Source organism: Amycolatopsis methanolica 239 (genome assembly GCF_000739085.1).
Lineage (GTDB): Bacteria > Actinomycetota > Actinomycetes > Mycobacteriales > Pseudonocardiaceae > Amycolatopsis_E > Amycolatopsis_E methanolica.
Genome location: NZ_CP009110.1, coordinates 5065423 through 5091318, shown reverse-complemented (window position 1 = coordinate 5091318; position 25896 = coordinate 5065423). Strand labels below are relative to the sequence as shown.

The 25896-nt window shown below is 71.2% G+C and carries 22 protein-coding genes; 16 read left to right on the top strand and 6 right to left on the bottom strand.

Features of this window, described 5'->3' with window-relative positions:
- Positions 1-3: 3 nt before the first annotated feature.
- The 10 genes from mftC to AMETH_RS24695 all read left to right on the top strand — a co-directional run bounded on the left by mftC (position 4) and on the right by AMETH_RS24695 (position 14522).
- Complete coding sequence (gene mftC / locus AMETH_RS24740) at positions 4-1212, top strand: mycofactocin radical SAM maturase (protein WP_017983863.1); 1209 nt, start codon at positions 4-6, stop codon at positions 1210-1212.
- Positions 1209-3017 carry a mycofactocin system FadH/OYE family oxidoreductase 1 gene (locus AMETH_RS24735; RefSeq protein WP_017983862.1) on the top strand — a complete coding sequence of 603 codons (1809 nt, stop codon included), beginning with the start codon at positions 1209-1211 and terminating at the stop codon, positions 3015-3017. The genes mftC and AMETH_RS24735 overlap by 4 nt, the downstream gene beginning before the upstream one ends.
- Positions 3014-4939 (top strand): mycofactocin system FadH/OYE family oxidoreductase 2, encoded by a 1926-nt coding sequence (locus AMETH_RS24730; protein WP_017983861.1) that lies wholly within the window; start codon positions 3014-3016, stop codon positions 4937-4939. The genes AMETH_RS24735 and AMETH_RS24730 overlap by 4 nt, the downstream gene beginning before the upstream one ends.
- 292 nt (positions 4940-5231) lie before the next feature.
- Entirely contained in the window at positions 5232-6017 is a 786-nt protein-coding gene (locus AMETH_RS24725) for a mycofactocin-coupled SDR family oxidoreductase (protein WP_017983860.1), read from the top strand.
- Positions 6014-7426, top strand: a complete 1413-nt coding sequence (mftF, locus tag AMETH_RS24720; protein WP_017983859.1) for a mycofactocin biosynthesis glycosyltransferase MftF — start codon at positions 6014-6016, stop codon at positions 7424-7426. Before AMETH_RS24725 ends, mftF begins: the two co-directional genes overlap by 4 nt.
- The gene (mftE, locus tag AMETH_RS24715; protein WP_017983858.1) at positions 7423-8100 is read left to right on the top strand and encodes a mycofactocin biosynthesis peptidyl-dipeptidase MftE; all 678 of its coding nucleotides are present in this window, start codon (positions 7423-7425) and stop codon (positions 8098-8100) included. Before mftF ends, mftE begins: the two co-directional genes overlap by 4 nt.
- Positions 8101-8141: 41 nt before the next feature.
- Positions 8142-9257, top strand: coding sequence for an NDMA-dependent alcohol dehydrogenase (locus AMETH_RS24710; RefSeq protein ID WP_026153336.1), 1116 nt, complete (start codon positions 8142-8144; stop codon positions 9255-9257).
- Between the two features lie 1116 nt (positions 9258-10373).
- Positions 10374-12698, top strand: coding sequence for a molybdopterin cofactor-binding domain-containing protein (locus tag AMETH_RS24705; protein ID WP_017983856.1), 2325 nt, complete (start codon positions 10374-10376; stop codon positions 12696-12698).
- Between the two features lie 10 nt (positions 12699-12708).
- The gene (locus AMETH_RS24700; protein ID WP_017983855.1) at positions 12709-13185 is read left to right on the top strand and encodes a (2Fe-2S)-binding protein; all 477 of its coding nucleotides are present in this window, start codon (positions 12709-12711) and stop codon (positions 13183-13185) included.
- 137 nt (positions 13186-13322) lie between these two features.
- Positions 13323-14522, top strand: a complete 1200-nt coding sequence (locus AMETH_RS24695) for a PucR family transcriptional regulator (RefSeq protein WP_017983854.1) — start codon at positions 13323-13325, stop codon at positions 14520-14522.
- Here the strand turns inward: AMETH_RS24695 and AMETH_RS24690 are convergent.
- On the bottom strand, positions 14519-14776 hold the full coding sequence (locus AMETH_RS24690; protein WP_017983853.1) for a DUF4235 domain-containing protein: 258 nt from the start codon (positions 14774-14776) through the stop codon (positions 14519-14521). The two genes, AMETH_RS24695 and AMETH_RS24690, sit on opposite strands and share 4 nt — an antisense overlap.
- Before the next feature lie 132 nt (positions 14777-14908).
- Between AMETH_RS24690 and AMETH_RS24685 the strand changes: the two genes are divergently transcribed.
- The 5 genes from AMETH_RS24685 (at position 14909) to AMETH_RS24665 (ending at position 18481) form a co-directional block, all read left to right on the top strand.
- Positions 14909-15277 (top strand): cold-shock protein, encoded by a 369-nt coding sequence (locus AMETH_RS24685; protein ID WP_017983852.1) that lies wholly within the window; start codon positions 14909-14911, stop codon positions 15275-15277.
- Between the two features lie 37 nt (positions 15278-15314).
- The gene (locus AMETH_RS24680) at positions 15315-16505 is read left to right on the top strand and encodes a zinc-dependent alcohol dehydrogenase (protein ID WP_017983851.1); all 1191 of its coding nucleotides are present in this window, start codon (positions 15315-15317) and stop codon (positions 16503-16505) included.
- A gap of 137 nt (positions 16506-16642) precedes the next feature.
- On the top strand, positions 16643-17320 hold the full coding sequence (locus tag AMETH_RS24675; protein WP_017983850.1) for a PAS and ANTAR domain-containing protein: 678 nt from the start codon (positions 16643-16645) through the stop codon (positions 17318-17320).
- A 55-nt stretch (positions 17321-17375) separates the two neighbouring features.
- Positions 17376-17840: an SRPBCC family protein gene (locus AMETH_RS24670; RefSeq protein WP_017983849.1), complete on the top strand. Its 465-nt coding sequence runs from the start codon at positions 17376-17378 to the stop codon at positions 17838-17840.
- Positions 17840-18481: a UdgX family uracil-DNA binding protein gene (locus AMETH_RS24665; protein WP_017983848.1), complete on the top strand. Its 642-nt coding sequence runs from the start codon at positions 17840-17842 to the stop codon at positions 18479-18481. The genes AMETH_RS24670 and AMETH_RS24665 overlap by 1 nt, the downstream gene beginning before the upstream one ends.
- 53 nt (positions 18482-18534) lie before the next feature.
- Here AMETH_RS24665 and AMETH_RS24660 read toward each other — a convergent pair whose 3' ends face one another.
- The 5 genes from AMETH_RS24660 to AMETH_RS24640 are packed head-to-tail and all read right to left on the bottom strand — an operon-like array spanning position 18535 to position 24658.
- Entirely contained in the window at positions 18535-19098 is a 564-nt protein-coding gene (locus AMETH_RS24660) for a hemerythrin domain-containing protein (RefSeq protein WP_017983847.1), read from the bottom strand.
- Between the two features lie 34 nt (positions 19099-19132).
- Positions 19133-20410: a cytochrome P450 gene (locus AMETH_RS24655; RefSeq protein WP_017983846.1), complete on the bottom strand. Its 1278-nt coding sequence runs from the start codon at positions 20408-20410 to the stop codon at positions 19133-19135.
- On the bottom strand, positions 20407-21309 hold the full coding sequence (locus AMETH_RS24650; protein ID WP_017983845.1) for an alpha/beta hydrolase: 903 nt from the start codon (positions 21307-21309) through the stop codon (positions 20407-20409). Before AMETH_RS24650 ends, AMETH_RS24655 begins: the two co-directional genes overlap by 4 nt.
- Positions 21310-21343: 34 nt before the next feature.
- On the bottom strand, positions 21344-23368 hold the full coding sequence (locus AMETH_RS24645) for a CocE/NonD family hydrolase (RefSeq protein WP_017983844.1): 2025 nt from the start codon (positions 23366-23368) through the stop codon (positions 21344-21346).
- A gap of 6 nt (positions 23369-23374) precedes the next feature.
- Entirely contained in the window at positions 23375-24658 is a 1284-nt protein-coding gene (locus AMETH_RS24640) for an ATP-grasp domain-containing protein (RefSeq protein ID WP_017983843.1), read from the bottom strand.
- A gap of 64 nt (positions 24659-24722) precedes the next feature.
- Here AMETH_RS24640 and AMETH_RS24635 point away from each other — a divergent pair, with 64 nt between their 5' ends.
- A complete protein-coding gene (locus tag AMETH_RS24635; RefSeq protein ID WP_017983842.1) occupies positions 24723-25781 on the top strand; it encodes a DNA polymerase ligase N-terminal domain-containing protein in 1059 nt (352 codons plus the stop codon).
- The last annotated feature ends 115 nt before the right edge of the window (positions 25782-25896 follow it).

The following is a 25896-nucleotide window of genomic DNA, read 5'->3' as shown; positions in this document are numbered from 1 at the left end:
GCGATGAAGCTCGTCGAACACTTCAAGCAGGGGCTGAACTCGCCCATCTGCCTGACCTGGGAACTGACCTACGCCTGCAACCTCTCGTGCGTGCACTGCCTGTCCTCGTCGGGCCGCCGTGACCCGCGGGAGCTGAGCACCGCGGAGTGCAAGGCCGTCATCGACGAGCTGCAGCGCATGCAGGTCTTCTACGTCAACATCGGCGGCGGCGAGCCCACCGTCCGCGCCGACTTCTGGGAACTCGTCGAGTACGCGGTGGACCACCAGGTGGGCGTGAAGTTCTCCACCAACGGCGTGAAGCTCACCCCGGAGCGGGCGCGGTGGCTCGCCGCCACCGACTACGTGGACGTGCAGATCTCCCTGGACGGTGCGACCGCCGAGGTCAACGACTACGTCCGCGGCCCGGGTTCCTACGACACCGCGATCCGGGCGATGCGGAACCTGAAGGACGCCGGGTTCCGCGACTTCAAGCTCTCCGTCGTGATGACCCGGCACAACGTCGGCCAGCTCGACGAGTTCAAGGCCATCGCCGACACCTACGGCGCCCAGCTGCGCATCACGCGGCTGCGCCCGTCCGGCCGCGGCGCGGACACCTGGGACGAGCTGCACCCGACCGCCGAACAGCAGCTGCAGCTCTACGACTGGCTGATCGCCAACGGCGAGAAGGTCCTCACCGGCGACTCGTTCTTCCATCTCAACGCGCTCGGGTCGGACCCGCTGCCGGGCCTGAACCTGTGCGGCGCGGGCCGGGTGGTGTGCCTGATCGACCCGGTCGGCGACGTCTACGCCTGCCCGTTCGCGATCCACGAGGAGTTCCTCGCGGGCAACGTCCGCGACGAGGGCGGGTTCGCCGGCGTGTGGAACACCTCCGAGCTGTTCGAGCGGCTGCGCGGCCCGCAGGCCGGTGGCGCATGCACGTCCTGTTCGGCCTACGACGCCTGCCAGGGCGGGTGCATGGCGGCGAAGTTCTTCACCGGCCTCCCGCTGGACGGTCCCGATCCGGAATGCGTGAAGGGGCACGGGGAACTGGCGCTGGCCGGGGTCAGCGGGGCGCCGCGGTCGCACATCGACCACTCGCACCGCAAGACCCGCCAGAGCCGCAAGACCAGCAAGGTGCCGGTCAGCATCGGGTTCGGCCCGCCCGAGGGCAGCGTCCGGCCCGACCGGGCCTGCGACACCAGCCCGCTCGCGGGGTTCCAGCCAGGACGATGAGCAGGCTCGCCGGCCCCGTCCGGGTCGGCGGCGGCACCGCCCCGAGCCGGGTCCTCTTCGGTCCGCACGAAACGAACCTGGCTCGGGGGCGGGCGCTCGCCGAGCGGCACGTCGCCTACTACCGGCGGCGGGCCGAGGGCGGCGCCGGGATCGTCGTCACCGAGACGGCGAGCGTGCACCCCTCCGACTGGCCGTACGAGCGCGCGCCGCTGGCCGCGGAGTGCGGTCCGGGGTGGGCGTCCATCGTGGACGCGTGCCGTCCACACGGGACGGTCGTGGTCGCCTCGCTCGGGCATGCCGGTGGGCAGGGTTCGTCGGCCTACCACCAGTCCGCGTTGTGGGCGCCGTCGCGCGTGCCGGACCCGGTGAGCCGTGAACTGCCGATGGAGATGGAGGCTCCGGAGATCGCGGAGCTGATCGCCGGGTTCCGCGCCGCGGCGGCGCTCGCCGCCGAGTCCGGTGTGGACGGTGTGGAGATCGATGCCGGGCAGTATTCGCTGCTGCGGCAGTTCTGTTCCGGGCTGACCAACCGGCGCACGGACGCCTACGGCGACCGGGGAATGCTGCTGCGTGGGGTAGTCGCCGCCGTTCGGGAGGCGATCGGGGACCGCATCCTCGGGCTGCGGCTGGCGTGCGACGAAGGTGCGCCGTGGGGCGGGATCACGCCGGAGACCGCGCCCGTGCCCGCCGGGATCGACTACCTGGTGCCGGTGCGGGGTTCCGCGTTCGCCGACGCCCGGCCGGACGCACGCACCGAACCGGGCTTCAACGTCGACCTGTGCCGGGCGTTTTCCGGGCGCGCCTTGACGGTGTTGCAGGGCAGTGTGGTGGATCCGGCGCTCGCGGAGTGGGCGCTGGACTTCGCCGGGCTGGTCGAGATGACCCGCGCGCAGATCGCCGATCCGGACCTGGTGCGCCACGTGCGGGCCGGGACGCGACCGCGGCCGTGTGTGCTGTGCAACCAGAAGTGCCGGGTGCGGGACTCGCGGAACCCGGTCGTTAGCTGCATCGGCGAGCCGCGCAGCGGGCACGAGACCGAGGATCCGCTGCCGCGCCCGGGTTCCGGGGAGGTGCTGGTGGCCGGCGGCGGCCCGGCCGGGCTGGAAGCCGCGCGGGTGCTCGCCCTACGGGGTTTCGACGTCGAGCTGACCGAGCGCGACGACCGCCTCGGCGGGATGGCGCGCGTCGCGGCGCGGCTTCCCGGGCGGGACCGGCTGGCGCGGCTCGTGGACTGGCTGGAGGCCGAGGTCCGGCGGCTGGGCGTGCGGATCACGACCGGCGTGGAGGCCGTCGCGGCGGACGGGCGGCCGGTGGTCGTGGCGACCGGTAGCAGGCCCGGCCCGCGGGACTACTCCGTCGAGGGCGGCCGGGTGCTCGACGTCACCGCCGTGCTGGGTGGCGCCGAGCTGCCGGACGGGCCGGTCGTGGTGCACGACCCGCTCGGCGACTGGACCGGCGCGGGGGCCGCCGAGTTGCTGGCCGCCGGGCGCTCGGTGACGATCGTCAGCCCGGATCCGGTGATCGCGACCCAGGTGCGGGACGTCGCCGCGGTGAACGCGCGCCTGCAGCGGGCCGGGGTGGAGCTGGCGAAGCGATCGCGCCTGCGGGTGGCGCGGCGGGACCACGTGGTGGTGGAGGACGTGCTCACCGGGGAGTGCCGGGAGCTGCCGTGCGCCACCGTGGTCCACTGTGGACATCGGCTGCCGGAGGCCGCGCTGCCCGGGGCCGCGGTCGGTGACGCGGTGGCGCCCCGGACGATCCACGAGGCCGTGCTGGACGGCCGTCGCGCGGCGGTGGCGTTGTGAGCCTGCTGTTCGAACCGTTGCGGCTGGGGCCGGTCGAGGTGCGCAACCGGATCGTGTTCGCCGCGCACCTGACCAACTACGCCACCGGCAACCTGCCCACCGAGCAGCACGCGGCCTACTACGCCGCGCGGGCCGCGGGCGGCGCCGGGCTGATCATCTCCGAGGAGCACGTCGTGCACCCCTCGGACTGGCCCTACGAGAAGGTGATCCACGGGTACCGGCCGGAGGTCGTGCCCGGTTACCGCCGCATCACCAGCGCCGTGCACGCGCACGGGGTGCCGATCTTCGCGCAGCTCAACCACAACGGCGGGCAGGCGTCGTCGATGTACTCGCGGCGGGCGGTGTGGGCGCCGTCCCCGGTGCCGGACCCGCTGTTCCGCGAGGTGCCCAAGGCGATGACCGTCGCGGAGATCGCCGAGGTGGTCGCCGGGTACGGGCGGGTCGCGCGGCACTGCGCCGAAGGCGGGTTCGACGGCGTGGAGATCCAGTGCTCGCAGTCGTCGCTGCTGCGCGGGTTCCTGGCGCCCGCGGCGAACCTGCGGACCGACGACTACGGCGGCCCGCTGCCCAACCGCGCGCGGTTCCTGCGGGAGGTGGTCGCGGCGGTGCGCGCGGCGATCGGCCCCGAGCGTGCGCTGGGGGTGCGGCTCTCCGGCGACGACCTGGTCGAGGGCGGCATCACGCCGGCCGAGGCGGCCGAGGTGGCACGGATGATCTCGCCGGACATCGACTACCTGAACACCTCGATCGGAGTCGCGACCTCGACGCTGTACATGGTCGAACCGTCGATGGCGGTCCCGCGGGGGTATGCGTTGCCGGTGTCTGAAGCGTTGCGGCGCGCGGCGGGGGTGCCAGTGGTGGGCATCGGGCGGATCAAGTCGCCGGAGGAGGCCGAGCGCGCGCTGGCCGAGGGGCGGTGCGACCTCGTCGGCGTGGTGCGCGGGCAGATCGCCGACCCGTCGTTCGCGGCGAAGGCGCGGGCCGGGCGGGAGGTGCGGACCTGCCTGTCCTGCAACCAGGAGTGCGTCGGGCGGATGGGTCTCAACCGGTGGCTCGGGTGCGTGGAGAACCCGCGTGCCGGGCGGGAGGCGGTGCCGCTGCCGCCGCCCGGGCCGCGCCCCAAGCGGGTGCTGGTCGTCGGTGCCGGCCCGGCCGGGCTGCAGGCCGCGGCGACTGCGGCCGGCCGGGGGCACCGGGTGACGGTGTTCGAGCGCGGCGAGGTGGGCGGGCAGATCGCGCTGGCCGCGACCGCGCCGGGCCGGGGCGAGCTGGGTGACCTGGTGCGGAACCTGCTGACCGAGTGCCGTGACGCCGGTGTCGACTTGGCGACCGGTGTTGCGGTGACGGCTTCGTTTCTGCTGGACGAGGCGCCGGATGCCGTGGTGCTGGCGACGGGCGCCCGGCCGGTGCTACCGGAGTGGGCGGTCCTGCCGCGGGTGGTGCACGCGCGGGAGGTGCTGGGCGGTGTCTCGCCGTCCGGCGCGGTGGTGGTGATCGACGAGGTCGGCTTCCACCCGGCGACGTCGGTGGCGGAGCTGCTGGCGCGGCGGGGCTGCCGGGTGACGTTGTCGACGCCCGGGATGGTCGTCGGGCAGGACCTGGGGCTGACGCTGGACCGGGAGCTGTTCGGGCGGCGGGCGCACGCGCTCGGGATCGCGGAGCGGACGGACGAGATGGTGCTCGGCGCCGCGGCGACGGAGGATGGGGGCGTGGCGTTGCGGATGTTGAAGCACACGACCGGCGAGACCACGGAGGTCCGCTGCGACTGGGTGGTGTGCGCGACGCACCAGGAACCGGAGGACGGGCTGTGGCACGCGCTGCGGGAGGCGCCGTTCCCGGTCCTGCGCGCCGGCGACTGCGTGACCCCGAGACGCGCGCACGCGGCGGTGGTGGAGGGCCATCGAGCGGGGGTGGCGTTGTGAGCGGCGTGGCTGGTCGAGGGGCGGCCCGCGGACGGACAGTCGGCGCGGTGCCGCACGCGGCACCGCGGTGGGTGAGTGCTGTGGGGGATGGGGCCGCTGGGCAGGGTCGCCGGGTGTGCGCTGTCCTTGTGGCCGGTGCGGCTGGTCGAGGGGCGGCTCGTGGGCGGGCGGTCGGCGCGGCGCCGCAGCACGCCACGGCCACTCGGGTGGCCGCTCGCGGCCGGGTTGTCACCGGGTGGGTGGTGTCGTCGTGAGCGGGCAGCTGGCAGGCTCCGCTCGTGGAGATGATCACGTGACCCCCCGCGTCGCCCTCGTGACGGGAGCCGGTCGGGGGATCGGGGCGGCCGTCGTGCACCGGCTCGCGGGCGAGGGCTGGCGCGTCGTCGCCGTGGACGTCGCCGACGACGACCCGGAGGTGGGTTACCCGCTGGCGCGGCGGGAGCAGCTCGCCGAGGTCGCCGCGAAGTGGCCGGGCCAGGTGCTCGACTTCGGCGCCGACGTACGTGACCAGCGGGCCCTCGACGAGGCCGTCGCCGTCGCCGAGCGTGAGTTCGGCGGGCTGGACGCCGCTGTCGCCGCCGCGGCGGTCATGGCGGGCGGGCGGCCGCTCTGGGAGACCACCGATTCCGAGTGGGAATCGTTGTTCGGCGCCGGTGTGGACGGCGTCTTCCACCTCGCCCGCGCCGCGGTGCCCGCCCTGCTGCGCCGCCCGCAGCCGCGCACCGGACGGTTCGTCGCCCTCGCCTCGGCCGCCGCGCACACCGGGCTCTGGCGGCTGGCCGGATACAACGCCGCCAAGCACGCGGTCGTCGGGCTCATCCGCGGCCTCGCGACGGACCTGCGCGGCACCGGCGTCACCGCGACGGCCGTCTCACCCGGCTCCACCCGGACGCCGATGCTGCAGGCCACCGCCGCGCTCTACGACCTGGACGACGTCGAGGAGTTCGCCCAGCACCAGCTCGCCGAGCGGCTGCTCGAACCCGAGGAGGTGGCGGCCGCGGTCTGCTGGCTGTGCGGCCCGGACGCGAGCGCCGTCACCGGCACGGTCGTCCACGCGGACGGGGGTTTCACGGCATGACGGTGCTGCGCTTGGACCCCTCCACCAAGGCCGTCGCCGGCGGGCGTGTCCTCGTCGGCGGCTCGCCGCTGCGGATCATCAAGCTGTCCGCCACCGGCGCGCGCCTGTTCGCCCAGTGGGCCAGTGGTACACCTGTCGGCGACAGACCGCACCACCGTCGGCTGGCGGAAAAGCTCACCCTCGCCGGGATGGTCCACCCCATCTACCCCGAGGCGAAGCTCACGCCGCAGGACGTCACCGTCGTGGTCCCGGTCCGCGACCACGCGGACCGCCTCACCGGGCTCTTGTCGCGCCTGACCGACGTGCGCGAGACGCTCGTCGTCGACGACGGGTCGGCGGTGCCGGTGCCGCACGCGGTCGACCGGCACCCCGTCGCACGTGGACCGGCGGCGGCGCGCAACACCGGCTGGCGCAAGGTGACCACCGAGCTGGTCGCCTTCCTCGACGCCGACACCCGCCCCGAGCCGGGCTGGCTCGGGCCGCTGCTGGCGCAGTTCGAGGACCCGGCCGTGGTGGCCGTCGCGCCGCGGGTGCGCAGCGCGCCTGGCGACGGCACGCTGTCCCGGTACGAACGGCTGCTGTCCTCTTTGGACATGGGCGCCACCCCGGCGCAGGTCCGGCCGCGCGGCCGCATCACCTACCTGCCCACCGCCGCGCTCGTCGTGCGAACCTCGGCGCTGCAGGCGATCCACGGCTTCGACGAGGACCTGCGGTTCGGCGAGGACGTCGACCTGATCTGGCGCCTCGTCGACGCCGGCGGATCCGTGCGTTACGAGCCGGAGTCCGAAGTGGTGCACGAGCCGCGGACGACGTGGCGCGCCTGGCTGAAGCAGCGCCACGACTACGGCACGTCCGCCGCGCCGCTCGCGAAACGCCACGGGCGGCAGGCGCTCGCGCCGGTCCGGGTGTCCGGCTGGACCGCGCTGGCCTGGCTCGCGCTGGCCGCCGGGCGGCCGAAAACCGCTGTGGCGATCGGGCTCGGCACCGCGGCCCTGTTGCCGCGCAAGCTGAAACCCCTTGACGTGCCGTCGAAGGAGGCACTCGGCATCGCGTTGCGCGGGCACGTCGCGGCGGGCCGGTACCTGGCCGATGCGCTCACCGGGGCGTGGGGCCCGGCCGCGGTCCCGTTGCTGGCGCTGTCCCGGCGCGGTCGTCGCGTCCTCGCCCTGGCCTATGCGCGCCACCTCCTCGACTGGGCCCGCACCCGGCCGGACATCGATCCGCTGCGCTGGCTGCTGGCCCGCGCCGCGGACGATTTCGCTTACGGCACCGGGGTTTGGCGCGGCTGCCTGCGCGAGGAGGAACCCGGCCCGCTGATTCCCGACCTGTCAAACTGGCCCACCCGTCGCCCACCGCCACCCTCACCGGAGCCGCTGCGCGGCACTGCCTCGATCCGGAAACGGCTGTGAACCTCGCCGACGTCGCGTGGCCCGAACTCGGTGAGCGCCGCCTGCTGGCCGTGCCGCTGGGCGCCACCGAGCAGCACGGTCCGCACCTGCCGTACACGGTGGACACCGAGATCGCCGTCGAGTTGTGCCGCCGCCTCGCCGAGGCCTGTCCGGAGGTGGTCGTCGCGCCCCCGCTGCCCTACGGTTCCAGCGGGGAGCACGCCGGTTTTCCCGGCACGCTGTCGATCGGTCAGGAAGTCACGGAACTCCTCGTGGTCGAGCTGGTGCGCTCCGCCGACGCGTTCGCCGGGGTGCTGCTGGTGTGCGCGCACGGTGGCAACGCGGTCCCGTTGCGCCGCGCGGTGGCGAAACTGCGTTACGAGGGCCGGAACGTGCGCGCGTGGTGCCCGGACGGTCCGGCCGACGACACGCACGCCGGGCGGTTGGAGACCTCGGTGATGCTCGCGTTGCGTCCGGAAGCCGTGCGCGTGAACAGGTTCGAAGCCGGGGCGACGCGGCCGTTGCCCGAGCTGATAGGCCGGTTGCGTGACGAAGGTGTGCGTGGGGTGAGCCCGAACGGGGTGCTGGGTGACCCCGCGGGGGCGACCGCGGAAGCGGGGCGCGCGACCCTCCGTCGATGGGCGGACGGTCTACTTGAAGCTGCCGCGGCGGTGGCCAAGGATGGCATCATGTAGCAGTCGGTGCATGAGACCCCTGTCACAAAGAGGTGATCGGTGTGAAGACCAAGGCCGCTGTCCTGCACTCCGCGGGCAAGCCGTTCGAGATCGAGGAACTCGAGCTCGACGGCCCACGCGAAGGTGAGGTCCTGATCAAGTACACGGCCGCCGGGCTGTGCCACTCGGACCTGCACCTGATCGACAACGACCTCGTGCCGCGGTTCCCGATCGTGGGCGGGCACGAGGGCGCCGGCGTCATCGAAGACGTCGGGCCGGGCGTCACCAAGGTCAAGCCCGGTGACCACGTGGTGTGCTCGTTCATCCCGAACTGCGGCACGTGCCGCTACTGCGCCACCGGCCGGTCGAACCTGTGCGACATGGGCGCGACGATCCTCGACGGTGGCATGCCGGACGGCAGTTTCCGCTTCCACCGCGGCGGCACCGACTACGGTGCGATGTGCATGCTCGGCACGTTCTCCGAGCGCGCCACGATCTCCCAGCACTCCGTGGTGAAGGTGGACGACTGGCTGCCGCTGGAGACCGCGGTGCTGGTGGGCTGCGGTGTGCCGACCGGCTGGGCGTCGGCCAACTACGCGGGCGGCGTGCGCGCGGGCGACACGTGCGTCGTGTACGGAATCGGCGGGATCGGCATCAACGCGGTACAGGGCGCGGCGCACGCCGGCGCCGCGAACGTGATCGCGGTCGACCCTGTCGCGTTCAAGCGCGAAAAGGCGCTGGAACTGGGCGCCACGCACGCGTTCGCCTCGGCCGACGAGGCGGCGGCGAAGGTGGCGGAGCTGACCTGGGGCCAGATGGCCGACCAGGCGCTGATCACCGTCGGCACCGTGGACGAGCAGGTCGTGACCGACGCGTTCAACGTGATCGGCAAGGGCGGCACGGTCGTCATCACCGGACTGGCCAACCCGGAGAAGCTGACGGTGCACCTGTCCGGCGGCGTGATGACCCTGTTCGAGAAGACGGTCAAGGGCACGCTGTTCGGATCGGCCAACCCGCAGTACGACATCGTCCGGCTGCTGCGCCTCTACCAGGCGGGGCACGTGAAGCTCGACGAGCTGGTCACGAAGCGCTATTCGCTCGAAGAGGTCAACGAGGGCTACCAGGACCTGCGCGACGGCAAGAACATCCGTGGCGTGATCATGCACTCGGCGGACTGAGGTTCGTGCGGACGAGGGCGGGGGCTGGGGGCCTCCGCCCTCGTTTGGTGCGGGGTGGGGTGGGGGTGTGGCGGGGCTGAGGTGTGCCGAGGGGGCCGGTCGTGGGGGTGCGAGGGGCCGGTCGCGGGGCGCGGAGGGCCGGTCGCGGGGCGCGAGGGGACCGGCCGCGGCGTGCGGAGGGCTCGTCGTGGGGCTGCGGGGGCGGGTTGCGGGGGCGCGAGGGACCCGCGTTCGGGCTTGGGCGAGGGGTTCAGTCGGGCTCGGGCGAGGGGTTCAGTCGGGCTCGGGCGAAGGGGTCAATCGTGCAGGCGCGAGTGGGCCACTCGTGCACGAGCGAGAGCGCCACTCATGTCCGCGCCGCGCGTCGTGCCTTCGCGAGGTGCCAGTCGTGTCCGCGCGGCGGGTCGTGCCCTCGTGAGTGGGCCAGTCCCGCCTGCGCGAGTGGGCCGGTCGTGCCCTCGTGAGCGGCCAGCCGCGTCCTCGTGAGAGTGCCGGTCGTCCCCTCGTGAGTGGCCAGCCGCGTCTGCGCGGGAGTGCCGATCGCGCCCGCGCGGGAGGGCCAGCCGTGCCCCTGCGAGGTAGCCAGTCGAGCCCGAGCGCGGGTGCAGGTCGTGCCCGAGCGAGTGTGCGCGTCGAGTCTGCCCGAGGTGGCTAGTCGTGTCCGCGTGAGAGTGCCGGTCGTGTAGGCGCGGGAGGCTCGTCCGTGCCCTTGCGAGGTGGCCAGTCGTGTGCGCGAGTGGGCCGGTCGTGCCCACGCGAGAGGTGCCGGCGCTCCTACGCGCGAGGTGGCCAGTCGTGCCCGCGCGAGTGGGCCGGTCGTGCCCACGCGAGGAGCCCAGCCATGCACCCCGCGAGAGGGCCCCTCGTCCGCCGACGCAGCTACCTCTCTCGCCGCAAACGCGGGCACGCACCCCAGCCATTGATCGACCGTCGCGATCAGTGGGCCGTCCGGCGCAACCGGATACGACGTTCGGCTGTGTCCGCGTCACAGTTGTGTGGTACGAGACTGTCATCCGGTCACAGAGATGCCCCGGCACGGCTACGGATCGTTGACCACCGTCGACCCCGATTCTTATCGTGACCGCGATCAACGTGGATCTCGGAAGGACACTCTCGATGGCGCATCAACGGCGATCGCCCGCGTCCGGGGACGGTGCTCCGTCCCTGGAACGGCGCCGGTTCCTCGGCTACCTCCTCGCGGCGCCCACCCTCGCGGTCGCGGCGAAGCTCGGCGGTGATCTGGCCTCCCCGGCCCCGGCCGAAGCCGCGATCCCCACCCTCCCCGGGGCCGCCGACATCCTGGACCTCGGCGACGCCCTGACGCTCGCGGCGATGCCGACCTCCAACCTCATCGCGATCCAGCTCAACCGCGACGACACGGTCTCCTTCGCGGTGCCGCGCGCCGAGGTCGGACAGGGCATCACCACCACCATCGCGATGCTCATCGCCGAGGAGATGGACCTGCCGCTGAGCAAGGTGGGCGTCAACCTCGCCGACGCCCGCCCCGAACTGGTCTTCAACCAGCTCACCGGGGGCTCCAACTCGGTGCGCTCCCTCTACACCCCGGTCCGCACCGCGGCCGCCATCGCGCGCGCCCGCCTCCTGGCCACCGCCGCCGAGCAGTGGAAGGTCGACGCCGCCACGCTCACCACCCGCGACGGCGTCATCCGCTCCGCCACCGGCCGCACCGCGACCTACGGCTCGCTCGCCGAAGCCGCCGCCAGCGCCCGCACCGAGGAAACCAGCGCGACGCTGAAGAAGACCTCCGAGTTCCGCATCATCGGCAAGCCCACCGGCCGCATCGACGCGCTCGACGCGGTCACCGGGCGCAAGCAGTTCACCATGGACCTCCAGGTCCCGAACGCCAAGCCGACCATGGTCTGCCGGCCGCCGACGATCAACGGCACCGTCAAGGCCGTCCGCAACCTCGCCGAGGTGAAGGCGATGCCGGGCGTCACCGACGTCGCCACCGTCTCCACCGGCGTCGCCGTGCGGGCCGAGACCTTCGGGCAGTGCATCGACGCCATCCGGGCGCTCAAGGTGGACTGGGGACCGGGCACAGTGGACGGTGAGACCGACGCCTCGGTCGAGCAGAAGCTGCGCGCCGCCGCGCTCCCGATGACCGTGCCGCCGGTGCTGACCCAGTCGATCGACGCCGAGTTCGTCTTCGCCTTCGCCAGCAACAGCGCGCTGGAGACCAACTGCGCCATCGCCGACGTGCGCGCCGACCGCGCCGAGATCTGGTCCGGCCTCAAGTCGCCGATCACCACCCAGGAGCAGATCGCGCTCAAGCTCGGCCTGCCCATCCCGGCGGTCAAGGTGCACGTCGTCACCGGCGGCGGTTCCTTCGGCCGCAAGCTGTTCGGCGACGCCGCGATCGAGGCCGCGGAGATCTCCAAGAAGATGGGCAAGCCCGTCAAGCTCATGTGGCACCGCGCCGACGACGCCCGCCACGGCCGCACGCACCCGATGTGCATCTCCCGCGTCCGGGTCAACCACGCGCTCGGCAACGTCGTCAGCTACGAGCAGCGGCACACCAGCGTCACCACCGACTTCGGCCACGGCCTAGGCGAGATCCTCACCGCGGTCGCGGCGAAGCTCCCGGTCGGCGACATCGGGTTCTCCCAGACGGTGTTCATGCTGTCCACGTCGATGCCGTACAACTTCGGCGCGGCCACGCAGCTGCTCAACGAGGTGCCGCTGAAGTTCCACACCTCCAGCATGCGCAACGTCTACTCGCCGAACGTGGTCTGCGCGCGCGAGCTGATCGTCGACCAGCTGGCCGCGAAGATGGGCCAGGACCCGCTGACCTTCCGCCGGAACTTCCTCAAGGACGACCGCATCCGCAAGGTCCTCGACAAGGCCGCCGAGGTCGGTAACTGGGGCCGGAAGATGCCCGCCGGCACGGCACAGGGCATCGCGCTGCACCACGAGTACAAGAGCGTCAGCGCGGTCCTGATGGAGATCGACTGCCGCCCGGAGACGGTCAACCGCAAGATCCGCAACGGGGTCGCCGGCCCGCGCGTCACCAAGGCCGTCGCGGTCGTGGACGCCGGCCTGCCGATCAACCCGAAGGGCCTGGAGGCGCAGACGATCGGCTGCGTCAACGACGGCATCGCGATGGCGCTCACCTCGAGCCTGCACATCGACAACGGCCTGCCGCTGGAAGCGAGCTGGGACAACTACTTCTACACCCGGCAGTGGAACACGCCGCCGGAGATGGAGGTCGTGGTCATGCCCGCCACGACCGGTGAGCCCGGCGGCGCGGGCGAACTGGCCGTCGCCAGCTCGTTCGCCGCGGCCGCCTGCGCCTACGGCCGGGCGGTGGGGAAGATGCCGACCCGCTTCCCGATCAACCACGGCACGCTGAGCTTCGAGCCGAAGCCGAAGGTGCCGCCGGTGCCCGAATCGCCGGTCGACGGCCTGGCCTACACGTTCTGAGGAGCCTTCGTTGTCCCAACACACTTTCCTGGTCAACGGCACGCGGGTCACGGTCGACACCGACGACAAGGTCCGGTTGCTCTGGGTGCTGCGCGACCTGCTCGGCATCACCGGTCCGAAGTACGGCTGCGGCATCAACGTGTGCAAGGCGTGCACGAGCCACATCAACGGCAAGGCGTTCAACCCGTGCTCGGTCCCGGTGTCGGCGATCGGCCCGGACGACGAGATCACCACGATCGAAGGCCTGGCCGACCCGGCCACCGGTGAGCTGCACCCGATGCAGCAGGCCTGGATCGACCGGGACGTGGCGCAGTGCGGCTACTGCCAGCCCGGCCAGATCATGGCGGCCATCGCCAAGGTCAAGCAGGCCCGCGCCGAAGGACGGGAGATCAGCGACTCCGACTTCGAGGAGATCCGCAACATCTGCCGCTGCGGCACCTACTCCCGCATCCGCGAGGCGGTGAAGAGCGCGGCCGCCAAGATGTGAAGCGCGAAACGCATTTGCGGCAACACAGCCCCGCAATCCGCCGCGATTGCGGGGCTGTGTCATGCCAATGCGCAACCTTGGACACTTTCGTGTTAGATGTCCACTCGCGAGCCCTCGACGGGGAGGACGGACATCTCATGAGGTACACGGGCGCCGAACCCGCGGTGGCCGGCCTGGCCGGCCGGGCGATGACGCGGTTGCCGGAGATGACCAAGGCGACCTACGAGCAGATCGTCGAGGAGATGGCCGTCTACCGCGAGGAGCGGTTCGTCTCGCACGCCGACCTGTTCGCCTCGTGCCGGGACAACCTGCAGTTCCTCGTCCGCGCACTGGCCGAGCCCGGCGCGCCCGACCTGTCCAAGGCGCGGGCGACCGGGCGCGAGCGCGCGCTGGCGGGGGCGCCGTTGCCGGAGATGTTGCGCGCGTTCCGCATCGGTTTCACCGAGGTGTGGCAGTGCTTCGTCGAGCTGACCGCGCCCGCGCAGGACGTCGCCACCCTGGTCTCGGCGACCACCGCCATCTGGGACCTGATGGACGACTACATCGAGGAGCTCACGTCGACCTACCGCGCGACGGTGGCCGAGATCAGCCGCACCAGGCAGAACCGCAGGCTGGCGCTCGTCGAGGCGCTGTTCACCGGCGGCAGCACGACCGAGGGCACACTGTGGGACATCGCGCGGATGCTTGACCTGCCGCTAGAGGGCTCGTTCGTCGTCGTCGCCGCGGAAACCCCCGGGCTCGGCCAGGAGGCGCTGCCGCTGATCGAGGTCCGGCTGCGGGAGCGGCACCACGCGTCGGCGTGGCGGCTCACGCCGGAGTTGCAGATCGGGGTCGTGTCGGTGCGCGATCCGGACCAGGTGCTGGAGCTGCTGCGGGAGAACCCGCGCGGCCGGGTCGGGATGAGCCCGGTGTTCACCGGCCTCGGCGACACCGCGCGCGCCCTGCACCTCGCGCGGGTCGCGCTGTCGAGCCTGCCCGCGGGGACGAAGGACGTGGCGCGGTTCCACGAGTCGCCGCTGGCCGGGCTGGTGGCGAGCGACCCGGAGGCGTCGGCGCAGCTGGCCGGCCAGGTGCTGCGGCCGATCCTGGAGCTGCCCGGCGAGGAGGGCAACGTGTTGCTGCTGACGCTGCGCGCGTGGTTCGACTGCGGCGGGTCGACCAAGCAGATCGCCGAGCGGGTCTACTGCCACCCGAACACGGTGCGGCACCGGTTGAAGCGCATCACGGACGTGTTGGGCAGGTCATTGAGCGACCCGTCCGACATCGCCGAACTCGGCACAGCCCTGCGCGCACTCGCCATGTTCGGCGAAAGCGCCCGCAGAGCCGTGCGGAGCTAGTTCAGCTTCTTGCCGGTGGCCTTGGTGAACGCCTTGGCGCCGGCGCGGTCCACCGCGGCCTTGACGCCGCCGAAGATCGCTCCCTGCAGCACCGCCGCGAGGAGCACCTCCTTGGTGGAGTAGTCGGACGACGTGGCCTCCGGCGCGTCGTCCTCGCCGGTCGCCGCCTTCCAGGCCTGCTTGAACAGCATCCCGGCGAGCACCCCGCCGAGCGCGCTCACGGCCAGGCTCAGCGGTTTGTACAGCAGTTTCATCCCGTTACCTCTCCACAGTGGACCCGGCTCCACCCGTCCGGGTACCCGGAGTTCCGCTCCGTGACACTTGCACGTTGTGCAGGCGCGGCCAGGGGCGTACTTTGGCGCGATACTTCGCCGGGAGGGTGGCTGGTGGTAAGGGGCAAGGTCGTCCGCTTCGACGACATGCGCGGGTACGGGTTCGTGGCGCCGGAAGGGGGTGGCGAGGACGTCTTCATGCATGTCAACGACCTCGACGTGGACAAACGTCTCATCGCCCCCGGCGTGGTCGTGGAGTTCACCGTCGAGGACGGCGAGCGCGGGCTCAAGGCGTCGGGCATCCGGCTGGTGCGCCAGGCCGGCGATGACGACGGCGAGGACCCGTACGGGACCCGCGACTTCCGCGGCGAGCTGACGGAGGCGCTGCTCACCGGCGTCCCGACGCTCACCGCCGAGGAGGTCCTACGGGTGCGCCGCGTCGTCCTCGAACTCGTCCACGACCACGGCTGGCTCGGCCGATAGATGTTTTCCCGCTCGTCGTGCGGGCACACGAACGGGCATGAAGGCTGTTACCTGGCACGGCAAGCGTGACGTCCGCGTCGACGAGGTCCCGGACCCGCGGATCGAGGAGCCCACGGACGCGATCGTCCGCATCACCTCGACCGGCATCTGCGGCTCCGACCTGCACCTGTACGAGGTGCTCGGGCCGTTCATGGGCGAGGGCGACATCCTCGGCCACGAGCCGATGGGCATCGTCGAGGAGGTCGGCTCCGGGGTCACGAACATCAAGCCTGGCGACCGCGTCGTGGTGCCGTTCAACATCTCCTGCGGCCACTGCTTCATGTGCGACCAGGGCCTGCAGTCGCAGTGCGAGACCACCCAGGTGACCCAGAAGGGCAAGGGCGGCGCACTGTTCGGCTATACCAAGCTCTACGGGCAGGTGCCCGGTGGTCAGGCCGAGTACCTGCGCGTGCCGCAGGCCCACTACGGGCCGGTCAAGGTGCCCGAGGGCCCCACCGACGAGCGGTTCGTCTACCTGTCCGACGTCGTGCCCACCGCCTGGCAGGCCGTCGAGTACGCGGGGATCCCCGACGGTGGCAGCGTCGTGGTGTTCGGGCTCGGCCCGATCGGGCAGATGTCCTGCCGCATCGCCGCGCACCGCGGCGCGGGCAAGGTGATCGGCGTCGACCTGGTGCCGGAGCGGCTGGCGCTGGCGGAGCGGTACGGCTTCACCACGGTGGACGCGAAGGCGGTGAAGGACGTGCCGGGCGTGGTGCGGGAGATGACCGGCGGTCGCGGCGCAGACTCGGCGATCGACGCGGTCGGCATGGAGGCCCACGGCGCGCCGCTCGGCAAGCTCACCCACCAGATGGTGGGGCTGCTGCCGGACCAGATCGCCGCGCCGCTGATGGAGAAGGGCGGCGTGGACCGGCTCGCGGTGCTGCACCAGGCCATCGCCGCGGTGCGCCGCGGCGGCACGATCTCGCTGTCCGGCGTCTACGGCGGCATGCTCGACCCGATGCCGATGATGGACCTGTTCGACAAGCAGATCCAGCTGCGGATGGGCCAGGCGAACGTGCGGCGGTGGATCGACGACGTGCTGCCGCTGGTGAGCGACGACGCCGACCCGCTCGGCGTCGAGGACCTCGCCACCCACAAGCTGCCGCTCGAGGAGGCGCCGCGCGCCTACCGGATGTTCCAGCAGAAGCAGGACGGGGCGATCAAGATCCTCTTGAAGCCTTCGGTGTGACGAACGCGGCACGCGAGAATTTCCGGACAGCGGAGCGTAGCCCCGGATGATCACCCGGCTATGATCTGGCTCCCTGGGATTGTCCAGCAGCGTGGCACCCGTGTTCGAAGCAACTCCACTGCAGGAGCCGTACACCCATGTCCACGCCCCGGAAGCCGGACCCCCTGTCCGACCTCCCCGCAGGCCAGAGCGCCGATCAGGTCGGGATGTACCACTGGGACATCCGGGCCGCGAAGTGGACCTGGTCCTCGGAGATCCACCTGATGTACGGCTACCAGCCCGGTTCGGTCGAACCAGGCCTGGACCTGGTCACCAAGCACGGCCACCCGACCGACCGGCGCCAGCTGGCGGCGGTGTTCGACGAGGCCCGCCGCACCGGTCAGCCGTTCAGCGCGCAGCAGCGCATCCTCGCCGCGGACGAGAGCACCCGCGCGGTCGTCGTGGTCGGTGACGTCGAGGAGGAGGACGGCGAGGTCGTCGGCGTGCACGGGTACTACGTCGACCTCACCACGGCCCGGATCCGCGAGGCCGAGCAGCTGTCCGAGCTGGCGGGCGAGGCGGCCGGGCTGCAGCGCGCGATGGCCTCGCGCGCCACGATCGAGCAGGCCAAGGGCATGATCATGCTCGCGTACGGGCACGACTCGGCAGGCGCGTTCGAGCTGCTCATCCGCGTGTCGCAGCAGAGCAACGTCAAGCTCCGCGACCTGGCCGACCGGCTCGTCGAGGCCGTGCACGCGTCCGGCCAGCCGCCCGCGCAGGCCCGTGACCACCTTGAAACGATTCTGGCTCGATTGTCGGCGGCGGAGGACGTGTAACCGGCGAGTCTCGAGGTACCCGGAACGTGACACGGGTGAAAGGAGACATGCCGCGATGAGCACGATCACCGAGTCCGTTGACGTGAACGTCGACGTCCGCACCGCCTACAACCAGTGGACCCAGTTCGAGTCCTTCCCTGAGTTCATGGAGGGCGTCGAGGAGATCCGCCAGCTCGACGACACGCACACGCACTGGGTGACCAAGATCGGTGGCGCGAAGCGCGAGTTCGACGCGACGATCACCGAGCAGCACCCCGACGAGCGGGTCGCCTGGCGGTCCGACTCCGGCCCGAGCCACGCCGGCGTCATCACGTTCCACCGGCTCGACGACCGGAAGACGCGGGTGACCGCGCAGATGGACATCGACCCCGAGGGCTTCGTCGAGCAGACCGCCGACAAGCTCGGCATCCTGGACCGCCGCGTGCACGGCGACATGGAGCGCTTCAAGGCGTTCATCGAGAAGCGCGGCGGTCAGGAGACCGGCGCGTGGCGGGGTGACGTGGACCGTCCCGGCCGCTGATGGCCACCAAGACGCAGCGGACCGCCGCCGAGTTCGTGCCTGACAGCCGATCGCTGGACCGGCTCCGCTCGGCGGCGCTCGGCTGTCAGGGATGCGACCTGTACCGCGACGCCACCCAGACAGTGTTCGGGGACGGGCCCGCGCCGGCGAAGGTGATGATGCTCGGCGAGCAGCCGGGGGACCGCGAAGACGTCGCGGGTGAGCCGTTCGTCGGACCCGCGGGCCGGTTGCTGGACCGGGCGCTGGAGGAGGCCGGGGTCGACCGCTCGCAGGTGTACGTGACCAACGCGGTCAAGCATTTCAAGTTCGTGCGGGCCGAGCGGGGGAAGCAGCGGATCCACAAGAAACCCTCGCGCGGGGAGATCGTGGCGTGCCGGCCGTGGTTGGTGGCCGAACTGGAGGCCGTGCAGCCTTCCGTGGTGGTCCTGCTGGGGGCGACCGCGGCCTCGTCGCTGATGGGGCCGTCGTTCCGGGTGACGGCGCATCGTGGGGAGTTGTTGCCCGCGCCGGAGGAGTTTTCCGGGCGGCCGGAGCGGGTTCTGGCTACCGTGCATCCGTCGTCGGTGTTGCGGGCTCCGGATCGGGATGAGGCGTTCGCGGCGTTGGTGAAGGATTTGCGGGCTGTGCCTGACGTGATATGAATCTTGAAGAAGGCCCCTCACCAATCTGGCGAGGGGCCTGTTCGTGTGCGTTGTCAGGTGTTGCGCTTGCTCAGGCCGTCGCGGATTTTGTCGATCAAACCGGCCCCAGGGTCGAGGATCAGGTTCATCGGGGGGCGGTCCGGCGCGGCCGGGTGGGGGCGGGTCGGCGCCATCTTCTTCGCCTTCGCCACTTCGTCACCCAGGTCGCGCAGCTCGTCCGGTGAGCAGGCGGACTGCAGCTTCGGCAGCAGATCCTTCTCCTCGTCCTCGATGTGGTGCCGGATGTCGTCCATCAAGCGGCGCATCAGCTCGTCGAACCGGGGGTCGGTCGCGGGCACGTCCTCCAGCTGCTTCATGACCTCCTCGGCCTCCGCGTGCTCCTCCAGCTCGTGGTCGGCCAGCTCGTCGCCGTTCTCCAGGTGCTTGCGCGCCGCCGGGTACATGAACTGCTCCTCGGCGACCGAGTGGCGCACCAGCTCGGCGATCACGTGGTCGGCCAGGTCCCGCCGGTGCTCGGGGGTGCCCGTGCCCGCCTCCAGCTCCGTGAAGATGCGTTCGATGTGGCGGTGATCGGAGATGATCAACGCGATCAGATCAGGTTTCTTTGCGGCAGTCATGCGATTGCGGTACCCGTACGGGTGGAACCTAACCTCACGGATGACCGGTCAGGCGCAACGAGAAGTTGTCGAACGTCGCGGGCAGCGGGCGGCCGGGCCCGGGCTTGGGGGAGGAGTCCACTGTGTAGTCCCGGTCGCCGATCATCGTGGCCAGCACCGTCGCGGTGGTGAACAGCACCAGGTTCTTCGCCGGGCACTCACCCGGCCCCGCGCTGAACGGCACCAGCGACGGCTCCTCCTGAGCCCGCCCGTCCAGCCAGATCTCCGGCACGAAGCTGTGCGCGTAGGGCAACCGCGAATCGTCCCGGTGGAACAGCGGCGCGAACACCAGCAGGCCGGTCCCGGCCGGCACCCGGTGGCCGTGCCAGTCCAGCTCCTTCGTCGTGTCCCGCAGGATCGCCGGCGTCGTCGGCCACAACCGGACCGTGTCCAGCACGCACGCGCGCAGATAACCCAGCTCGGCGCCGGACGCGAGGTCCTGCCGCGCCTTCTGCCGCTGGGCGGGATGCGTGGCCAGCAGCGCCAGCGTGCGGAAGGTGACCATACCGGCGGCGTCGAACGCGAACAGCCAGTGCCCGATCTGACTGGCCACCTCGTCGTCGGCCGCGAGCCCGCCGGCCAGGCTGTCCTCCGGCGCACGGGCCAGCAGCACGCGCATCCGGCCGAGGAACTCCTCCCGCAACCGACGCCGGCGCGGCAGCAGGTACGACCAGTTCGCCGACAACCGCAACCGCTCCAGCAGGTCCGTCGTCGTCCGGTCGTCGCGGGCGTGGTCGCCGAACACCACCCGGCGCACCATCCGCCACCACACCGGCGCGAACGTGTCCCAGTCGAGCGGACCCGGCCCCAGCGCGGCGAACTCGTCGGCGACCTTCGCCCGCACCGACGGCGCCAGGTGGTGCGTGGGGCGGCTCGTCTCCAGCGCGCGCTCGGTCCACTCCCGGCGGCGATCGCGCTCCAGCCCCGCGGAGATCAGCACACCGTGCGGCTGGAACTGCGACAGCGCCTTCTTCTTCTCCAGGCTGGCCGGGGTGAACGGCTCCGGGGAGTCCGCCAGCACGCGGCCGACGTCGTCGGGGGCGAGCACCAGCGCGAACGACCGGCCGGGCACGGCCAGGCGCAGCAGGCCATCACCGTGGCGGGCCCGCAGCTTCTGCAGCGTCTGCACCGCGGAGGCGTCGGCCTGCATCTTCTCCAGCAGGGTCATGACCCGCGGCCGCCGCTTGATCACCCCGCCGGCGAGCGTGGGCGCGACGATACCGGCGAACACCTTCGCCGTCTCCGCCACCGAGGCCGTCGGCAGGCCGCTCATCGGGTCACCAGCTCCGCGATCCGGTCCAGCGAGTGCTTCGCCTCCGGGATGTTCGCGATCATCCACGCGTGGAACATGCCGCCGTACTCCCAGTACTCGAGCGGCACGCCCTGCTCCTTCGCCTTGTGGTAGAGGTTGCGCGCGTCGGCCAGCAGCACGTCCCGGGTGCCGATGAAGCAGCTCAGCGAGCCCAGCCCGCGCAGGTCCCCGTTGATGGGGCTGACCAGCTCGTTCGCCGGGTCCAGGTCGCCGGCGTAGAGCCGTCCGGCCTCCCGCAGGCCGGTGACGCCCAGGTACGGGTCGTGCCGGTCGTACTCGGGCAGCGCCGGATCGGTCATCGTGATGTCCAGCCACGGCGACAGCATCACGACCTCCTTGGGCTGCGGCCTGCCCTCGTCACGCAGTGCCCGCGCCAGCACCAGCGACAACCCGCCGCCCGCCGAGTCACCCATCAGGACCTGGTCCCGCGGGTCGACCTCGCCCAGCACCTCCTTGTAGGTGGCGTGGATCATCGACAGCGTGTCGTCGTAGTGGCTGCCCGGCGCCAGCGGGTACAGCGGCGCGGTGACCGCGCAGCCGGTCCTGGCGATCAGCCGCGCGAAGAACTTCCAGTGGTCACCCTGGATCTGGTGCACGTACGCGCCGCCGTGGAAGTACAGGACGTGCCGGCTGGTGGCGTTCGCCCGCGGGCGCAACGTGTCCACCGGGTGCCCGTGCACCTCGGTGCGGTCGACGTCGACCTGCTTGCGCACCGCGGGGGGCGGCAGCGCGTTCTCCCGCTGCTGCCGCGGCCCCATGCTCTTGTGCAGCGCGTCCACGTCGGTGAACGTGCGTTTGCGTCCGGTCAGGAGCATCTCGGCGATCAGCAGTTTCGCGTGCAGGCTCGTCTTCCCGATCACCGGTTCCGGTTACCCCTGCTCCTCCTGCGCGAAACTAGACCAGGTCACGGGGGAACCTGCGGTGCCAGTTGCGGGAGAACACCCGGTTCGCGCCCTCGTAGCCGTCCAGCGTGGCGTGCAGCACGAACTCCTCGGGCGTGCACGACAACACGGTGTGCGTCTCGGTGCGCGCTTCCCAGTCGCCGCGCGCGAACGTCATGCTCCACTTCGTCTCCCCGCGCACCGACGCGAAGTCGTTCGCCACCGAGCTGTACCGCTCGTAGGCGCGCCGGGTGATCTCCAGGTCGATGTCGTCCAGGCGCACCGTGCCGGAGTCCTTCACGATTTCCAGCGCCGACCGGTAGTCCACCAGGTCACGGGACACCGTCCAGCGCTGATCGCCCGGCTGCAGCACGGTCGTGGTCATCGGCGGCGACCCCTCGGGTTCGCCGAACACCGGCCCGGTCACCTCGTCCGATTCGCGGATCGGCCGCACCGGCAGCGTCAGGGAGCTGCCCGGGGTGTGGACGGTGAGCCGCGCGGGCTCCGGGGCGGGCCACGCCAGCGGCCAGTACGAAGTGGACAGTGAGAGCCGGATCCGGTGTCCGGGCGGGAAGGCCTGCGCGACACCGTTGAGTTCCAGCTCCACCTGGTAACGCTTGCCCGGCTCCAGCGGCCGCGGGTCGTGGTTGCTGTCGCGGTGGGTCAGGTTCAGCAGCCCGTAGGTGATGCGGGTGGCCCGCCCGTCGGGGTGCACATCGGACAACCGCGCCGCGACCATCGCGACCGGTTTGTCCACCGACAGCTCCAGCCGCACCTTCGGCGCACCGAGCACCTCGCACGTTTCGGTGAGCTCGTCGCCGTCGAACACCAGCGAGCCGCCGTCCTCCTCGCGCTGGTCGTAGGGCAGGTCCGGTGGCGCGTTGTAGGAGGCCCACTTGCCGGCGAACTGCCCCACCGACAGCGGCGACTCGACGTGCAGTTCGGACTCCGGCACCTCCTCGTCCGGGCGCGCGATCCGGTGCTGCGCCAGCGGGTAGGTGCGCCAGTCGATGTGCGGCGAGGGCCACTGCGGCTCACCGACCCAGCGACCGGGGCGCTCCTCGTAGGACGTCGACGGCGGCACGCTGTCCTGCATCCAGGTCAGCAGCATCGGCCCGTCCATCGCGCCGTTGTCGCGGTCCTTGAGCCAGTGGTCCCACCACTTCACGACCTCCTGCAGGTACCCGATGGCGGGTCCGGGCTGGCCGAGGTGCGGGTACTTGTGCGACCACGGGCCGATCAGGCCCTTGCGCGGCACGGACAGGTTGGCCAGCAGGCGGGTCACGGCGTTGGAGTAGCCGTCCGCCCATCCGCTGGAGGCGAGCACCGGCACCTGCACGTCACTGTAGTTCTCGCACACCGAGGCGTGGCACCAGTACTCGTCGCGGCGCTGGTGTTCCAGCCAGGTGTCCACCCACGGGCCGACGCCTTCGGCGCGTTCCAGCCACATGTCCCGCCAGTGTTCGCCGACCAGTGCCGGGTCGGGCGGCAGGGTGCTGTAGGCGAACATCGTCCCGGCCTCGCCGAGGTTGTCCGACAGCATGCAGCCGCCCATGTAGTGGAAGTCGTCGGAGTAGCGGTCGTCGGTGAACGACGAGATGACGATCGCGCGCAGGCTGGGCGGTTTCCGCGCGGCCACCTGGAGCGCGGCGAACCCGCCCCAGGAGATGCCCATCATGCCGGTGCGCCCGTCGCACCACGGCTGGTCGGCGATCCAGGCCAGCACGTCCTCGGCGTCCCGCTGCTCCTGTTCGAGGTACTCGTCGGTCAGGACGCCCTCCGACTCACCCGAGCCCCGCAGGTCCACGCGCACGCAGGCGTACCCGTGGCCGGCGAGGTACGGGTGGTGGACGGAGTCGCGGACCGCGGTGAGGTCCCGCTTGCGGTACGGGATGTACTCGAGGATCACGGGGACCGGTTCGTCGTCGGCCGACACCGGCCGCCAGATCTTCGCGGCCAGTCTCGTGCCGTCGGACACCGGTATCCAGACGTGCTCTTCCTGAGTGATCTCGTACGGCAGGGAGCGGACCTCCCGCATAGCCGATCAAACCTCCTCGAACTCGAACTTCAGCGAGTCGATCGTGCGCTGGTACTTGTCCTGCAGCTCGGCTTCGCTGTCGGCGCCGACGTAGACGAAGGCGAGTTCGTAGCTGTAGCTGTCCTGGGCGTCCATTTCGGACAGGCGCTGGCCCTCAGCAGGCACGATGTCCACCTCGACGCCCGGGATGTCCCGCTGCAGCTGCTGGACCTCCTCCTCGGTGGGGATCCGCTTGACGACGCCGTCTTCGAAGCGGCGGTGGTACCACTTGGCCGCGATCTTGTACTTGCCCTTGTCATGTGGCATGTTCGGGCGGCGGCCGAGGCCGAGCTCGATCATGTTGTAGTGGTCGGGCACGCCGTCGACGTCCTCGAAGATCTCCGCGTGCGACTGCGAGTGCCGCGGGTTGATCTCCAGCAGCCTGACGTCGCCGGTGTCCGGGCGGCAGAAGAACTCGATGGAGAACGTCGAGTTGTTGAGACCGATCTGCTCGATGACCTTCTTGGAGACGTCGAGCATCTTCTCCACGACCGGCTCGGGCAGCTGCGAGGGGTACTGGTGGCGCAGGAACGACGAGCTGTCCGGGTAGTTCAGCGAGTCCAGCGCGCCGTAGACGACGACCTCGCCGTCGTGGACGTAGCCCTCGGTGGCGGCCTGCTGCCCGGTCATCTCCTCTTCGGCGAGCGCGGCGAGCGCCCCGGCGTTCGCGATCTCCGGCGGGATGTCGATGCCGGTCACCTGGTCCAGGATGTACTGGAACGGTTTGCCGACGCGCCCGATGCCGGCGCGGATTTCCTCGACGGCATCGGCGAAGTCGTCCTCGTCCTTGACGTGGAAGGCCAGTTCGGAGGAGAACGACTTGACTGGTTTGAGCCACATCGGGAACGACAGGCCTTCCGGCGGTTTCGGGTCGCCGTCGAGGTCGACCAGCGCGAACTGGGGGATCGCGTCGGTGGCCTTCTGCTGTTCGAGGCGGCTCCAGTACTTGTGCTCGCACTTGAGCACGCCTTCGAGGTTCGGGGTGGGCAGGCCAAAGCGGCGGCCGAGGATCGGGACCATCGTGGTCACCGGGAAGTCCCAGTAGCCGACGATGGCGCCGATCTCGCCGTCGAAGGCCTTCAGGTCGGCCACGGCTCTGTCGATCAGGTCGGCGATGGGGATCTCGCCCTCCTGCACGTCCGCCTGCGTGAGGAGCTGGTGGTAGCGGTAGTTCTCCGCCCCCGGCACGCGTCGCAGGGTTCGCAGGTTCGCGTCGTCGAGTCCCAGCACGAAGATGTTGGTTTCGCTCACCAGGAGTTGATCCCCGTTGTCGGGATTCGGTAAACACCGGCGGGGACGGGGTAACCTCGGCCACGTGCCCGACCTCAGCGAGTATCGGCGGAAACGCGATCCGAAGCGGACGCCGGAACCGATGCCCGACCGGGTGGTGCCGCGGGGTGACGACGACGTGTTCGTGATCCAGGAGCACCACGCCCGACGGCTGCACTGGGACGTGCGTTTCGAGCGCGACGGGGTCCTGGTGTCGTGGGCGGTGCCGAAGGGGCTGCCGCAGCGCCCCGGACCGCCCCGGCTGGCGGTGCACACGGAGGACCACCCGTTGGAGTACGCGACTTTCGAGGGCGAGATCCCGAAGGGCGAGTACGGCGGCGGGAAGATGATGATCTGGGACAGTGGCACGTACGAGGTGCTGCACTGGAACGACCACAAGGTCGAGGTCGACATGCACGGTTCCCGGGTGCGGGGCCGGTTCCTGTTCGTGAACAGTCATAAGGCGGATTCGCGGGACTGGCTGGTGCGGCGGATTGACAGGGGTAGCGGCGAGGAGCTGCCGGAGTTCGTGAAGCCGATGCAGGCGCGGGCGGATTCGCTGCCGCCGGACGAGGACGACTGGGCGTACGAGTTCCGCTGGCAGGGGGAGCGGGTGCAGGTCAGGGTGGAGGGCGGCAGGGTCACGGTGCGTGACCGGACGGGCGAGGACGTCACCGTGTTGTACCCGGAGTTGCGCACGCTGGGCGAGTCGCTGGGGGCGACGGAGGTCCTGCTGGACGGCGAGCTGATCGTGCTGGAGGAGGGCAGGCCCAGCCGGAAGGCGCTCAAGACGAGGGTGACGGCCGAGCCCCGATCGGTGAAACGACTGGCCGAACGCTCCCCGGTGCTGTTCCTGCCGTTCGACGCGCTGCACGTGGACGGGAAGTCACTGCTGGACCAGCCGTACCGGAAGCGCCGGGCGAGGCTGCGGAAGCTAAAGCTCGCCGGCGAGTACTGGCGAACGCCCGAGTCCTATGACGGCGGTGGGGCGGACGTGCTGGCGGCCAGCCTGGCGAACGGCCTGGGCGGCGTGACCGCGAAGCGCCTGGATTCGGTTTACGAGGCCGGAAAACGAAGCGAGGCTTGGCGCACCATCGCCAAGTAGCGCACCAATCGCCGCCCGGCAACGAAAGCAAGCGACTACCCCAACCAGACCTCCCCCGCCCCCGATCCGCAGCCGTTCCAGCGCCGTGAGGCGCTTTCCGCGCGACAGCGCGGCT

Coding starts and splice junctions, on each gene's coding strand:
- mftC (WP_017983863.1), top strand. CDS start 4: ATGAAGCTCGTCGAACACTTCAAGCAGGGGCTGAACTCGCCCATCTGC.
- AMETH_RS24735 (WP_017983862.1), top strand. CDS start 1,209: ATGAGCAGGCTCGCCGGCCCCGTCCGGGTCGGCGGCGGCACCGCCCCG.
- mftF (WP_017983859.1), top strand. CDS start 6,014: ATGACGGTGCTGCGCTTGGACCCCTCCACCAAGGCCGTCGCCGGCGGG.
- AMETH_RS24705 (WP_017983856.1), top strand. CDS start 10,374: ATGGCGCATCAACGGCGATCGCCCGCGTCCGGGGACGGTGCTCCGTCC.
- AMETH_RS24695 (WP_017983854.1), top strand. CDS start 13,323: ATGAGGTACACGGGCGCCGAACCCGCGGTGGCCGGCCTGGCCGGCCGG.
- AMETH_RS24690 (WP_017983853.1), bottom strand. CDS start 14,776: ATGAAACTGCTGTACAAACCGCTGAGCCTGGCCGTGAGCGCGCTCGGC.
- AMETH_RS24680 (WP_017983851.1), top strand. CDS start 15,315: ATGAAGGCTGTTACCTGGCACGGCAAGCGTGACGTCCGCGTCGACGAG.
- AMETH_RS24675 (WP_017983850.1), top strand. CDS start 16,643: ATGTCCACGCCCCGGAAGCCGGACCCCCTGTCCGACCTCCCCGCAGGC.
- AMETH_RS24670 (WP_017983849.1), top strand. CDS start 17,376: ATGAGCACGATCACCGAGTCCGTTGACGTGAACGTCGACGTCCGCACC.
- AMETH_RS24665 (WP_017983848.1), top strand. CDS start 17,840: ATGGCCACCAAGACGCAGCGGACCGCCGCCGAGTTCGTGCCTGACAGC.
- AMETH_RS24660 (WP_017983847.1), bottom strand. CDS start 19,098: ATGACTGCCGCAAAGAAACCTGATCTGATCGCGTTGATCATCTCCGAT.
- AMETH_RS24655 (WP_017983846.1), bottom strand. CDS start 20,410: ATGAGCGGCCTGCCGACGGCCTCGGTGGCGGAGACGGCGAAGGTGTTC.
- AMETH_RS24645 (WP_017983844.1), bottom strand. CDS start 23,368: ATGCGGGAGGTCCGCTCCCTGCCGTACGAGATCACTCAGGAAGAGCAC.